The organism is Pedobacter suwonensis, from assembly GCF_007833675.1.
Taxonomy (GTDB): domain Bacteria; phylum Bacteroidota; class Bacteroidia; order Sphingobacteriales; family Sphingobacteriaceae; genus Pedobacter; species Pedobacter suwonensis.
Genome location: NZ_CP031708.1, coordinates 1,615,270 through 1,628,451, shown reverse-complemented (window position 1 = coordinate 1,628,451; position 13,182 = coordinate 1,615,270). Strand labels below are relative to the sequence as shown.

Here is a 13,182-nt window from a genome sequence, read left to right as displayed (position 1 = left end):
AGAGATAGAAATGCCTAAACCTGTTATTGCGATATTTGACGTTGGGAAAACGAATAAAAAACTCTTTCTGATCGATGAAAATTACCAGATCGTTTACGAGCGTTCTGCGCGTTTTGTAGAAACTGTTGATGAAGATGGAGAACCATGCGAGAATCTCGAGAGCCTGCGTTCTTCCGTCTACGATTCCTTGCATCAGGTTTTGCAGTTAAAAGAGTTTGATGTTAAGGCCGTTAATTTTTCTACCTATGGGGCCAGTTTTGTCTACCTTGATGAAAATGCTGAACCGTTGACCCCACTTTATAACTACTTAAAATCGTACCCCGAAGCACTTAAAAATTCTTTCTATGTAAAATATGGAGGTGAAGAGAAGGTTTCGTTGGAAACCGCCTCGCCGGTTTTAGGTAGCTTAAATTCCGGTATGCAATTGTACCGATTGAAAAATGAAAAGCCCGAAATATTTAACAGAGTGAAGTGGGCTTTACACCTGCCTCAGTATTTAAGTTATTTGATTACAGGCAAGGCTGTAGCCGATATCACCAGCATTGGTTGCCATACCCAGCTTTGGGATTTTAATAAAAACCAATACCACGAGTGGGTTTCTGCAGAAGAGATTGATGGTAAGTTCGGGACCTTTGCGCCTGCCGATTCGAGTCTGAAAACTGATTTTGAAGGAAAAAGTATTGAGGTTGGAGTAGGCCTGCACGACAGTTCTGCAGCATTGATCCCTTATCTGGCCAATTTTAACGCGCCGTTTGTACTTATCTCAACCGGTACCTGGTGCATCAGTTTAAACCCTTTTAACCAGGAACCTTTAACTGCCGAAGAGCTTAAACAGGATTGCCTGTGTTACATGCATTTTAAAGGTAAGGCAATTAAGGCCTCGCGAATTTTTGCTGGTTACGAGCATGAGGTTCAGCTTAAGCGCATTGCCGGGCATTTCGATCGTGCGGCTTATTTGTTCAAACATTTGAAGTTTAATCCTGCCGTTATTTTGAAACTGGCCAATAAAATTCCTGAAAACTCAGTCGAACAGCAAGAGTTTTCCGCAAATTCCGCGTTTCCGGCTCGTGATCTCAGCCTCTTCCAAACTGCAGAGGAAGCCTATCACCAACTGATTTTCGACCTTATCAAACAGCAGGTTTATTCGTTAAAACTTGTTTTAAATGCTGGGGTGAAAAGAGTTTTTGTAGATGGTGGCTTCGGTAAAAATGCTATATATATGCATCTTCTGGCTATCGCTATCCCCGAAATTGAGGTTTATGCCTCTTCCGTTTCGCAAGCTACGGCAATAGGTACAGCTTTAGCAATAAATGATGCATGGAACAAAAATCCTGCTCCAACGGATATGATCCAGTTAAAATATTATTCGGCGATACAGCGTACGACACATGTTTAGGAATTTACTTATCTTAGAATTTGCAACATCCATACCGCCATTTTGAAGCCAGAAGATTTAATCCCCTACCTTAATGTTGACGAATATTCGTCAACCCCAAAATATAAGCAACTAACCAATGCCATTTTTGCCGCCATTGAAAGTGGTAAATTGCTTAAAAATAGTTTGTTGCCCTCTATAAATGAATTGAGTTTTAGCCTGGAAATATCAAGAGATACTGCTGAAAAAGGTTACCGTAACCTGAAGAAACTTGGCGTAGTAGATTCTGTACCTGGCAAGGGTTATTTTATTGTCAATACCGATTTTTCCCGTAAATTAAAGGTTTGTCTGCTTTTTAATAAACTCAGCACACACAAAAAGATTATTTACGATTCTTTTACCAGAACCCTGGGTGAGCGCGCTGCCGTTGATTTTTATATCTACAACAATGATTTTGTCCTGTTTAAAAAAATGATCGTGGCCAAACGTGATGATTATTCACACTTCGTAATCATTCCGCATTTTTTGGAGGGAGGAGAAAATGCGCACGAAATTATCAATACCATACCAAAAGAAAAACTCGTTATCCTTGATAAACTGTTACCTGGTGTAACGGGCGATTATGCTGCGGCCTATGAAAATTTCGCTCTGGATATTTATGCAGCTTTAGAACAGGCTTTAGACCGCCTTTCGCATTACCGCACCTTGAAAATTATTTTTCCAAAAAACAGTTATTTCCCGCACGAAATACTCACCGGTTTTTACCGGTTTTGCCAGCAGTATGCTTTTGATCATAAAGTAATTCATAACATCAAAGACGAGGAAATTAGTCCAGGTGATGTATATATTAACCTAATGGAAGATGATCTGGTGACACTGATTGAACGCTTAATTGCACAGCAACTCAGAATCGGGAAAGATGTTGGGGTAATTTCCTATAATGAAACACCTTTAAAGAAGATCATACTGGATGGTATTACCACCATTTCGACTGATTTTAGCGAGCTCGGTGTCCAGGCTGCTGAGTTTGTATTAAGCGGTAAGACTGAAAGGGTAGAGGTTCCTTTCTATCTGAACCTACGCAAATCGTTGTAACATAGCCAAAATTCTTTAACATAGTACATTAAACTGAAAAAGTTGGAAGTTGTTACCTAATTAGGTAACTTTGTTTTAGCATAATTTGGGTAATGAAAGAAGGATTTATCAGGGATATTCTCTATTTCGAAGCGTATTATTTGGATTTTTATGAAAAGCTAAAGCCGAATGTAAAGAAGAAATTTAACTGGACCTTGCAATTAATTGCTACGCTTGAAAAAATCCCCGAAAAATATTTTAAGCATATTACTGGATCTACGGGGCTTTTTGAAATTAGGGTTGAAGTTGGTTCTGATATATACAGGGTGTTCAGTTTTTTTGATAAGGGTCAACTGATCATCCTGGTAAATGGATTTCAGAAGAAAAGTCCAAAAACGCCAAAAGGTGAGATCGAATTAGCAGAGAAACTTAAAAAGAAATATTTCGATGGAAAAGAAAAAGAATAAATTGACATCATTTGCTGATCATCTAGACAGCGAATATGGTAAGCGCGGTACTGAAAGTAGAGAAAATTATGAACAAGAATTCGAAAGTTTTAAACTTGGCGCAATGCTACAGGAGCTCCGAAAGGAAAAAGGTATGACACAGGAGCAACTCGCTGAAAAATGTGGTACTACAAAAACCTATATTTCAAGAATTGAGAATAACGCAAGCGACATTAGACTTTCCACTTTAATGAGAATTATCAAAGTTGGTTTAGGTGGACATTTGGATCTCAGCGTGAGTTTATAAAGTCAATTATCCTATTTTAGTTTAATGAGTGAACAGGTAACAGCGCATCCGGTAGCAGAACAAAATCCTTATGATTATATCTTAAAGGATTTCAACCTGAAGAATCTGAGCCAGATTGTGATCCTTAAACATTTGAGTGGAGTGGTCCATACCGATGTTAAAGGCTTTTATCAGCTTCATCCGGAACAGATTGAGATTGATTTTGCCGCCTTTAGCGATGAGGCTTCTGGACTACCTTTTCCGATTGTCCAGGTTCAGCAAAATGAAAATACTGTAAAACTCTCCTGCAGATGTACTACACCTAAGCATAAGCTCTGCGAGCACCAGGCGAGGGTTTTGTATAACATCCTTCAAAGGCAGGAGCTGCTCATTTTTTTCGACAGTAACCTGCGGCAACAAAAGCTTGCCAAAATCGCAATCGATTACGGACTAGAAAAAGAAGCGAATCTTGATCTCCTATTCAATCTCCGTTATGAAAACGGTCAGGTTGCCATCAGGCCAAAAATGGACTCACTTCAGCCTTTCAACAAAGAAGTTCAGCAAAATCTACAGGAACTTTTATTGCCGGTAAGTAAATACAAGGCAAAAGTCCCGATCAAAAACGATTCCGATAAAATGATTCTGGTTTTTGGTCAGCATCGCTATTATAATAATTTAACTGTAGAATTATTCGAAGCCAACACCACCAAAAGCGGTAAGGTTAAAAATCCTCTTAAAGGAATTAATCCGACCGATTTGCTGTTCAAAACCAGTGATCTTGACCAGTTAAAGTTTTATAGTGGTATAACCACTTTTCAGCAGCATTATAATCAAGAACAAAGCGAGGTAGAAATTGAAGCTTTGAAATCGATTGTGAAAAATCCACTAAAGATTCCTTTTTATCTACAGAATGGTAAGCAGTCCGGGACGATTCAGGCCAATACCATCAGCGCAGTTGAGGCATATCTGCTGGATGTGGATTTACATCTTTCGGTGAACCAACGTGATGATTATTACGAAATTACAGGCAGGTTAATTATTGAGGGAAAATCATACGAGTTGGATAGCCTGGTATTGGTTCACCAGTATTTTGTAAAACTACACCATCAACTTTATTTAATTGGCAGACTAGATTTTTTGCGGGTAATCGGTTTTTTCAAAAAACAGAGTAACAGGCTTATCCTGCACAAAACGAAATATCTGGAGTTTCAAAAAATTATTCTGGTGCCTTTAGAAGGAAGTATCCGCGTGGATTATTCTTATTTAAAGCCCGCCACCAAAAATCAGATTGAAGAAAAAGGTTTTGATCTCGAAAACGAACAATTGATTTACCTTTCGGAATCTGAAGATTATATTCTCCTTACACCGGTAATGCGTTATGGAAACCTGGAGATTCCCGTACGCTCTAAAAAGCAGATTCAGGCACAGGATAAATTAGGGAATCTATTTACCTTGCAACGTGATGAAGCGGCTGAGCTTCAGTTTGTTGGTAACGTTTTGAAGCAGCATCCGTATTTCTACGAGCAGGAAACCAATGATTCTTTTTATCTGCACCGCAAACGTTTTATGGAAGAAACCTGGTTCCTTAACGCTTTTGAAGAATGGAGGAATAAAGGCATTCATATTTTAGGGTTCAATCAACTCAAAAACAATAAACTGAGTGAATTTAAGGCTAAAATTAATATTGAGGTGTTAAGCGGAACAGATTGGTTCGAAACCAAGGTAAAAGTGAAGTTTGGCAAAAAACAGGTGGCACTTAAATACCTCCATAAATCGATCAGAAACAAAAGTAAGTTTGTAACACTTGATGACGGAACCCAAGGCATACTGCCACAAGAATGGATAGAGAAATTTGCAGCTTATTTCAGCGCAGGTGAAGTAACGGAAGATGCCATTCTCACACCAAAAATTAAGTTTGCTTCAATAAATGAGCTTTACGAGGATGCCTTGTTGGATGGGGAAGTTAAAAATGAATTAATACTATATAAGCAGAAATTTGAAGGAAGCAATTCCATCCAGGAGGTTGAGGTGCCGAAAGGTTTAGCCGCAAGCTTACGTCATTACCAGAAAGATGGTTTAAACTGGCTCAACTTTTTAGATGACTTTCACTTTGGTGCCTGTTTGGCCGATGATATGGGATTGGGTAAAACCATTCAGGTTTTGGCTTTCATTTTATCACAGCGTGAAAAAGTTAAACACAATACCAATCTGGTGGTCGTACCCGCCTCTCTGATATTTAATTGGAAAGCAGAAGTAAAGAAGTTTGCACCATCCATAAAAGTGAAAACCATTTATGCTGGCGAAAGGACGAAAACCACGGACACTTTTGATGATTATGAAATTATTTTAACCTCATACGGAACTTTGCTTTCTGATATCCGTTTCCTAAAGGATTATCGCTTTAATTATATCTTTTTGGATGAATCGCAACTGATCAAGAACCCGGATTCGCAGCGTTATAAAGCGGTTAGGATGTTGCAATCCCGTAATAAAGTGGTAATGACGGGAACGCCGATCGAGAATAATACCTTTGATTTATACGGGCAATTGTCATTTGCCTGCCCGGGTTTGTTTGGAAGTAAACAACAGTTTGCCGATTTATATTCTACCCCGATCGATCAGTTTAAAGATAGTAAAAGAGCAGAGGAACTCCAGAAAAAAATAAGGCCGTTTATTCTGCGCAGAACGAAAGAACAGGTTGCGAAAGAGCTTCCGGATAAAACTGAAATTGTGCTGTATTGCGAAATGGGTGAAGAGCAGCGCGAAGTATATGAAGCCAATAAAAAGGAAATCCAGGATTACATTTTGGGTAAACAGGAAGATGAACTGCCTAAAAGTTCGATGCATGTATTGAAAAGCATCACCACCTTAAGGCAGATCTGCAATTCGGCCGCTTTACTGGCCGACGGAAAATCTTATGTACAGGCTTCCTCAAAAATTGATGTGCTGATGGAACAGATCGAAAGTAAGGCCGGAAGACATAAAATTCTTGTTTTTTCTCAGTTTGTAACCATGCTCGATCTGATTAAAAAACAATTGGAAAATAAAGGGATCAGGTATGAATACCTTACCGGACAAACGCGAAAAAGAGCTGAAGCGGTTGCCTCTTTTCAGGAAAATGCAGATATTCCGGTTTTTCTGATCAGTTTAAAAGCCGGTGGTACCGGGCTGAATCTAACTGAAGCCGATTATGTTTATCTGGTTGACCCCTGGTGGAACCCTGCAGTAGAAAACCAGGCTATCGATAGAGCATACCGGATAGGCCAGCATAAAAATGTTATGGCCGTACGTTTAATCTGTCCTGATACTATTGAAGAAAAGATCATGAAACTTCAGGCGACTAAAAAGGATTTGGTTAAGAATCTGATCCAAACAGAGGGTAGTTTCTTTAAAAATTTAACTAAAAAAGATCTTTTGGGCTTGTTGAGTTAATCATGGGATTCGTCATTGCGAGAAGGCCATTTCGGCCGACGAAGCAATCTTTACAGCGCATACATAGCTAGCAGGACAGATTGCCTCGTCGTTCCTCCTCGCAATGACGTATAAATGTATTTTCAAATCCAAATTTCAAATTCATACCCCAAAAACTCGGGCACATTTTTACTTTCCACAATCTTCCAGTTTTTCTTTTCGGCAATAAATTCAGGGATAGCTAAGCCCGATGTTTTGGCCGCCTCCACATAGAAATTCATTTTTGCAGGATGGTTTGGAGAGCAGGCATTGTATGTTTGCCCGAATGCCTGTTTTTCCAAAAGTTTTACCGCAATGCCTGCAGCATCAGCCTGATGAATCAGGTTTACCGGAGCCAAACCATTTGGAATATCGGTTTTTCCGGCGAAAAATCTTCCGGGATTACGGTCTGGGCCAATTAAGCCTGCAAAACGGATGATTGTGCCTTTTTCAAGAAGTAACTCCTTAAATAACATTTCGGCAGCTAAAACAACCTTTCCTGAATCCGTATCCGGAATGGTTTCGCTGTTTTCATTTACTATTTTATTGTCATCAGCATAAACACTGGTCGAACTGATCAATACCACATGTTTTGTTTTTTTTTCCGCTGCGGCCAGAATAGAATTGATCTTATTTGGATAGTCAATTAGTTCAGCAGAGTTACGCTTCGGCGGAATACAGATAAACAGCACATCAGCTTCAAAGAAAGTAGCATTGGCAACAACCGATTCTGCCGTAAAATTAACGATAAAGGGTTTTATCTGCTCCGCTTGAAGGATTGCTAATTTCTCCTGACTGGTGGTAGAACCTTTAACGGTATAATTTAATCCGATCAGTTTTTTGGCTAAGGCCAGGCCAAACCAGCCGCATCCCAAAATCGATACGGTTTTAATATTGCTATCCTTTATAATATCTTGAATCATTTGCGCTAAAGATAGGCAGTTAGCGTTATAATTAGCACCTACTTACATTAATTCTGTTTTTTATACATTGTTTTTGATAGTTTTAAAATCCCATCATCATAAGGAGTAGGCTTAAAGTTAAAGGCCTTTTCAAATTTGGTAGAATCGAAATGATAATCGTGATCATACTGGTAATACATTTCTACAGTACCCGCAACTACTTTTTTAAATAAACCGACCAGGCGTAACATTAGTTTGTTAATGGCTAAATATTGAGGTTTGGTTTCATAAATCTTGGCGGCCATTTCTATAAAAGCTTTCCCTTTCATAGGAGCGGCAGTGGGCAGGTGCCAGATCTGGTTGCCCGAATCAGGAGTTTGTCCCAACAGGAATAAAGCTTTTGCTGCATCTTCAATATAGGTAAAACTGTGTAGGGTATCTGGGTTTCCGATCCATTGCGCTTTTTCTTTTTTGGCAAACTTATCAAGTACCATCATATCGAAAAAACTGTTCATGGAATCTGCTCCATAAAAATCTGCAGCACGGGCAATGGTGACGTTTATTTGTCCCATTTTAGCTTCGCTCATTAATTGTTCAGCTACCTTTGCCCTAACTTCTCCTTTTAAACTGCATGGACGGTAGGGCGTATCTTCTGTCATAGGGCCATCTACCAGGCCATACATATAAACATTATCAAAAAAAATTAACCTTGCTCCGGTGTGTTTAGTTAAGTTAATTACATTTTTAATAATAACCGGCCATTGTTGTTGCCATATTTTGATGTCATAAACCAGACCAGCGCACAGGTAGATTACTTTCGAACCTTCGGCTGCAGCGAAAAGTTCTGCTTCATTTAATAAATCAGCCTTAACCCAGCTTACTTTTGAGTTGTTTGTGGCTACTGGTTTTCGGCTAACTAGCCTAATGGTTTCGTTAGCATGGATTAATTCTTTAGTAACTGCGTTTGCGATTGGTCCGCCGGCGCCAAGTATCGTATGCATATCTTTGTTTTTTGATTGGTTCAAAGTTATGCGACCTAGAACGACGAAAACGTTAACAAAAGATAAGGATTCTGGATTATTCAGGATTGAGAACTTCTATAGCTCATTTGCTAAAAAAGTTGTCCGCGCCTTTATTGCAAAAGTGTTCTTTTACGGATACGGGAAAGTGAGACAGGCGTGATACCCAAAAAGTTGGCAATAAAATGTTGTGGGATACGCTGAAAAATGTCTTTCGCTGTTTTTTCGAGTATAATGTAACGCTCTTCTGGTGTTTGCGTAATAAAGGCGGTTACGCGGTCTTCGTAACAGCAGATGTAATATTCAGCAATTAAACGACCAAAACGCTCCATTTTTAAAGCCAATAGCGGGTGATTTAACATTTGCTGAAGATTTTGATAGGAGATCATAACCAATGCTGTTTCTTCAAGTGCCTGAATGTAGTTGGTGTTGGGTGTGCGTTTCAGGAAACTTTTATAAGCACTCATCCACTCATTTTCAAAGCTAAAATATCCGGTAATTTCCTGCCCATCTTTAATATGGTAGTAACGAACGGCGCCACGGGTAATAAAGCACATGTAGTCGCATACTTTTCCTTCAACTGCAAAATGTTCTTTTTTGCCTAAGCTGGAAAAACTAAGGTACGGAGTAAAAACTTCCCATTCTGTATCGTTAAACGTTACAAATTGGGCAATACCTTTTCTAAATGCTTCCAGTTGAGCTTGTTTATCCATATCGGTAATTAACTGGCTTAAAGATACGGATTAATCAATTATGGCTAACCTTTGTCCAGATTATAACAGGCCCTGCAGCGTGGCTCGTAACTTTCCTTTTCGCCTAATAAAACTGTAGCTTCATCAGCAACTGTGCGGTAACTATATAGTGCAGGGTTACCACAGCAAACACAAACCGCATTTACTTTGGTTACATGTTCGGCAATGGCCATTAAAGCAGGCATGGGACCAAAAGGCTTCCCGGTAAAATCCATATCCAGGCCGGCAACAATAACCCGTATGCCTTTAAGGGCCAGTTTGTTGCAAACCTCAGGCAATTCATTATCAAAAAACTGTGCTTCATCTATACCCACCACCTGGGTATTGGTACCCAATAATAAAATGGCCGAAGCACTATCTACGGGAGTAGAGTTGATCGAATTTAAATCGTGCGAAACCACAGCTGTTTCATGGTATCGGGTATCGGTACGGGGTTTAAAAATTTCGACATTGAGTTTAGCAATCTGTGCCCGCTTTAGCCTCCTGATCAGTTCTTCCGTTTTACCAGAAAACATAGAGCCACACACTACTTCTATACTTCCTGAAAATTCGCCCCTTCTCCTAAAATTTTGTTCGCTAAATAACATGCTGCTTTTTATTTCCCTTAGTCGGTTCTATAATTTTTAAACCGAACAAATATGAGAATTATGCATGATTTTTGGCTACTTAGTTACCAACATGATTGATTAAAATTTTAATTGTTTCCGCAATAAAGATCTGAAATTCTTTTGGGTGAAGTTGGATCAAATTTTAATAATGCTTTTTAAAGAAAAAGGAAATAATGATAAATGCAATAAGGGGTGTAGTAAGTATCCCCAATAGTATGGAGCCGCCAAAACCAAACCAGGTATCTCTTCCATACCTACCCAACGCGTATAAGATAGCGACAGTTATTAAAATAAGTAATATTTCTATTATACCCATAAGCCAAATATAATTATTCATCATTATCGTTAATCATTGGCAAACAATAAAAGATATTATTGGGTTTGTGATATATAATGACCTATTTTAGCAAAAAAGATGTTTATTAAAGGTACTGAAACATCCCCACGCAAGGATACCAGAGATAAAATAAATATGAAAATTATATCTTATTTTTGAACACATAGTTACCAACATAAATCGACTAAAAATTCGTTTTAATTTTATGATGAACCAACAGGATATTTTCAGAAAGATCGGTAGTATTTTAACAGAGTTGAATGAGCAATACCAGTTTTTAGCTCAAAACCCTCAACAATTAAATGAATTGGAACTGGAACTTTTTCTGGCCAATGCCCATTTCCTTTCTGATCATGTCAACATCGTCAAAAAATTAAATGCCACAATCGAAAATAAGCCCACTGAAAATGTAAAGCATACCTTATTGGCCGAACAAAATACCATTGTATTGCCAGAACCTGAAAAAAGTTATGCAAAAGAAGATGAGTCTTTCGATCCGCAGGAGCTGGAAGAAGTGGTAACGGCACAGGAAGAGGAGGAACGGATTGATGTAAAACCTGAGCAGGAAGTGCTTGATGATGAAATGATTGAAGAGGAAAAGGCTGCCTCACTTTTGAGTAAGGATTTTTTTAAGCCTGACCAGGACGACCATACTTTCGAATTTGTGCTGAATACACATCATAAAAATGATCAGTTTGATTATGAGGCAAATCCGGTTGCGCATGGATCTGTTGACGAAATTTTTGATCGCCCGCTAAGCATGGAAGAAGCAGAAATTTTGGCACGTAAAAAGATTATTCATGATAAGGAAGCTACCTTAGGGGTTCAAGAGGAGCCATTGCAAACTGAAGAAGATGAAATTGGTCCTGAGCCTTTTTTAATTCCGCATGAAGAAGCAGCCGCTGAAACAATTGCTAAAGAGGAGCCCATCGCGACTGAAAAGGTGGAAGAGCCTGTTGGGGCCGTTAAAGCAGAAGAACCCATTACGGTAGCGACTACCCAGCCAATTGACGCACTAAAGGATGTAAAACTGGATGATCCAATTATTTCGCCTCCGGTGGAAAAGGAGCGCCCCATATTCACACCTGAAGCTGTTCCTGTAAAACCTGTTCTGCAACCTGAAGTGATTAAGCCAGCACCAAGTTTAAACGATTTGCTTGCCAAAACAAACGCAAAAAGCAATGAGCCTGTTAAAGCGCCAATTGCCGATTTAAAACAGGCTATTAATTTAAATGAGAAGTTACTTTTTATTAAAGATCTTTTTAACGGTTACAACTTGGCCTATTCGGAAGTCATTGATATCATTAACAAAATGAGCAGTTTCGAAGCCGCAGATAGTTACCTGCAACATAATTATGCAGCCAAAAATAACTGGGCCAATAAACAGGCAACGGTTGATCAGTTTTACGAACTGTTAAATAGGAGGTTTAGTAAGTAAAGCGTTAAGCATTAGGTGTTTAGCGGAGGGCGTTTAGGGTAAATTTATAATCGTACTATTAAAAAAAGTCGTCATTTTGACTGAAGCGTAGCGAAATGGAGAAATCTAAATCAAAAGCGCTTTTCAAGATAGATTTCTCGACTGCGTTGCACTCCGCTCGAAATGACGTATTTTAATAAGGGTACTTACGAGTAGGTGTGTTGACTACGGACTCTAGACTAAAGACTTCAGACTAAATAAATCCCATCCGGTTAGAATCCAGTTTCAAAAATATAAACAAGAGGATGGTAAAACTCCATAATGAGGAACCGCCATAGCTGATAAAAGGTAAGGGAATCCCGATTACGGGAATGATTCCGATGGTCATTCCGATGTTGATGAATACGTGGAAAAAAAGGATACAGGCCACACTGTAGCCATAAACCCTTGAGAAAGTAGATCGCTGCCTTTCTGCAAGATTGATCAACCTGAGCAATAAAAACATATACAAGCCGATTACAACCGAACAACCCACAAAGCCCCATTCCTCACCAATGGTAGAAAATATAAAGTCGGTACTCTGCGCAGGTACATAACCATATTTGGTCTGTGTACCCTGTAAAAAACCGCGTCCCGTTACCTGACCGGAGCCAATGGCAATCTGCGATTGGATGACGTTATAACCGGCACCCTTATTGTCGGCTTTAAGGCCTAACATGAGCTCAATCCGGCTACGCTGATGCGGTGCTAGAACCTTTTCATAAGCAATTTTAACTACAAATAAATAGGCGATTGCAATAACGGTGACCAATACGGTCGAAATAATAATCTTCTGTTTCCGCCTGTTATTATAGATAAAAAGTCCGCCGATTGTGGTTAGGATAAGAATTAAGATGTAAGTTGGTACCAGGAAATCAGCTATAAATAGTACAATCATGCCTAGAAAGATCAACAGGAAATAACCCGATAATCCCTCCCGGTATAATGGGAACATAAAGGCCAGGAAAACCAGAGCAGACCCTGTATCGGGCTGTAGCATAATCAGTAAAAGCGGAGCCAATACAATTAAACCGGCGATAACGATTGATTTTATATCCCTGAATTTTGGATTAAATGTGCTCACATACCTGGCTAAAAGTAAGGCTGTACCAAACTTGGCGAATTCTGAAGGCTGCAGCCTGAAAGAGCCTATTGGGATCCAGGCCTGGTTTCCACCTACATTTCGCCCTACAAAAAGTACCACAACGAGTAAAAATAAAGTGGTTCCGTAAATGAATGGTGCAAATACATTAAACAACCTGCCGTCAAACAATAAGATTGATAGACCTAATATTAAGCTGGTAATAACAAAAATTAACTGTTTTCCATAACTGCTTCCAAAATCGAAGCCCGTTGCTTTATCTGGATTGTAGATAGAAGCATAAACATTGATAAAACCAACTGCACACAAGGCAATATAGATTAAAACAGTAATCCAATCTACATTAAAAAAGAAACGGTTTCCCTGTTGTTGCAT

General features: G+C 39.1%; 11 protein-coding genes. 6 read left to right on the top strand and 5 right to left on the bottom strand.

Translation table 11 applies throughout. The features are described from left to right. Window positions 1–10 precede the first annotated feature (10 nt). The 5 genes from DV942_RS06670 (at window position 11) to DV942_RS06650 (ending at window position 6,613) form a co-directional block, all read left to right on the top strand. Window positions 11–1,396 (top strand): FGGY-family carbohydrate kinase, encoded by a 1,386-nt coding sequence (locus tag DV942_RS06670; RefSeq protein ID WP_145856240.1) that lies wholly within the window; start codon window positions 11–13, stop codon window positions 1,394–1,396. Between the two features lie 42 nt (window positions 1,397–1,438). Beyond that, entirely contained in the window at window positions 1,439–2,470 is a 1,032-nt protein-coding gene (locus DV942_RS06665) for a GntR family transcriptional regulator (protein WP_145856238.1), read from the top strand. Between the two features lie 92 nt (window positions 2,471–2,562). Then, window positions 2,563–2,916, top strand: a complete 354-nt coding sequence (locus DV942_RS06660; protein ID WP_145856236.1) for a type II toxin-antitoxin system RelE/ParE family toxin — start codon at window positions 2,563–2,565, stop codon at window positions 2,914–2,916. Beyond that, complete coding sequence (locus DV942_RS06655; protein WP_090982688.1) at window positions 2,897–3,202, top strand: helix-turn-helix domain-containing protein; 306 nt, start codon at window positions 2,897–2,899, stop codon at window positions 3,200–3,202. The genes DV942_RS06660 and DV942_RS06655 overlap by 20 nt, the downstream gene beginning before the upstream one ends. A gap of 24 nt (window positions 3,203–3,226) precedes the next feature. Beyond that, a complete protein-coding gene (locus tag DV942_RS06650; RefSeq protein ID WP_145856234.1) occupies window positions 3,227–6,613 on the top strand; it encodes a DEAD/DEAH box helicase in 3,387 nt (1,128 codons plus the stop codon). 122 nt (window positions 6,614–6,735) lie between these two features. On the opposite strand, the gene DV942_RS06645 is transcribed toward DV942_RS06650, so the two are convergent. The 4 genes from DV942_RS06645 to DV942_RS06630 form a co-directional block, all read right to left on the bottom strand. After that, window positions 6,736–7,554, bottom strand: a complete 819-nt coding sequence (locus tag DV942_RS06645; protein ID WP_145856233.1) for an NAD(P)-binding domain-containing protein — start codon at window positions 7,552–7,554, stop codon at window positions 6,736–6,738. A gap of 47 nt (window positions 7,555–7,601) precedes the next feature. Beyond that, window positions 7,602–8,534 carry an NAD-dependent epimerase/dehydratase family protein gene (locus DV942_RS06640; protein WP_145856231.1) on the bottom strand — a complete coding sequence of 311 codons (933 nt, stop codon included), beginning with the start codon at window positions 8,532–8,534 and terminating at the stop codon, window positions 7,602–7,604. Window positions 8,535–8,665: 131 nt separating this feature from the next. Continuing rightward, window positions 8,666–9,265 carry a Crp/Fnr family transcriptional regulator gene (locus DV942_RS06635; RefSeq protein WP_145856229.1) on the bottom strand — a complete coding sequence of 200 codons (600 nt, stop codon included), beginning with the start codon at window positions 9,263–9,265 and terminating at the stop codon, window positions 8,666–8,668. 44 nt (window positions 9,266–9,309) lie between these two features. Continuing rightward, window positions 9,310–9,891 (bottom strand): thymidine kinase, encoded by a 582-nt coding sequence (locus DV942_RS06630; protein WP_090982699.1) that lies wholly within the window; start codon window positions 9,889–9,891, stop codon window positions 9,310–9,312. Between the two features lie 563 nt (window positions 9,892–10,454). Between DV942_RS06630 and DV942_RS06625 the strand changes: the two genes are divergently transcribed. Next, complete coding sequence (locus DV942_RS06625; RefSeq protein ID WP_145856227.1) at window positions 10,455–11,687, top strand: hypothetical protein; 1,233 nt, start codon at window positions 10,455–10,457, stop codon at window positions 11,685–11,687. A gap of 232 nt (window positions 11,688–11,919) precedes the next feature. Here DV942_RS06625 and rodA read toward each other — a convergent pair whose 3' ends face one another. Beyond that, window positions 11,920–13,182, bottom strand: coding sequence for a rod shape-determining protein RodA (gene rodA, locus DV942_RS06620; RefSeq protein ID WP_145856224.1), 1,263 nt, complete (start codon window positions 13,180–13,182; stop codon window positions 11,920–11,922).

Coding starts and splice junctions, on each gene's coding strand:
- DV942_RS06625 (WP_145856227.1), top strand. CDS start 10,455: ATGATGAACCAACAGGATATTTTCAGAAAGATCGGTAGTATTTTAACA.
- DV942_RS06645 (WP_145856233.1), bottom strand. CDS start 7,554: ATGATTCAAGATATTATAAAGGATAGCAATATTAAAACCGTATCGATT.
- rodA (WP_145856224.1), bottom strand. CDS start 13,182: ATGCAACAACAGGGAAACCGTTTCTTTTTTAATGTAGATTGGATTACT.
- DV942_RS06670 (WP_145856240.1), top strand. CDS start 11: ATGCCTAAACCTGTTATTGCGATATTTGACGTTGGGAAAACGAATAAA.
- DV942_RS06630 (WP_090982699.1), bottom strand. CDS start 9,891: ATGTTATTTAGCGAACAAAATTTTAGGAGAAGGGGCGAATTTTCAGGA.
- DV942_RS06635 (WP_145856229.1), bottom strand. CDS start 9,265: ATGGATAAACAAGCTCAACTGGAAGCATTTAGAAAAGGTATTGCCCAA.
- DV942_RS06660 (WP_145856236.1), top strand. CDS start 2,563: ATGAAAGAAGGATTTATCAGGGATATTCTCTATTTCGAAGCGTATTAT.
- DV942_RS06650 (WP_145856234.1), top strand. CDS start 3,227: ATGAGTGAACAGGTAACAGCGCATCCGGTAGCAGAACAAAATCCTTAT.
- DV942_RS06640 (WP_145856231.1), bottom strand. CDS start 8,534: ATGCATACGATACTTGGCGCCGGCGGACCAATCGCAAACGCAGTTACT.
- DV942_RS06655 (WP_090982688.1), top strand. CDS start 2,897: ATGGAAAAGAAAAAGAATAAATTGACATCATTTGCTGATCATCTAGAC.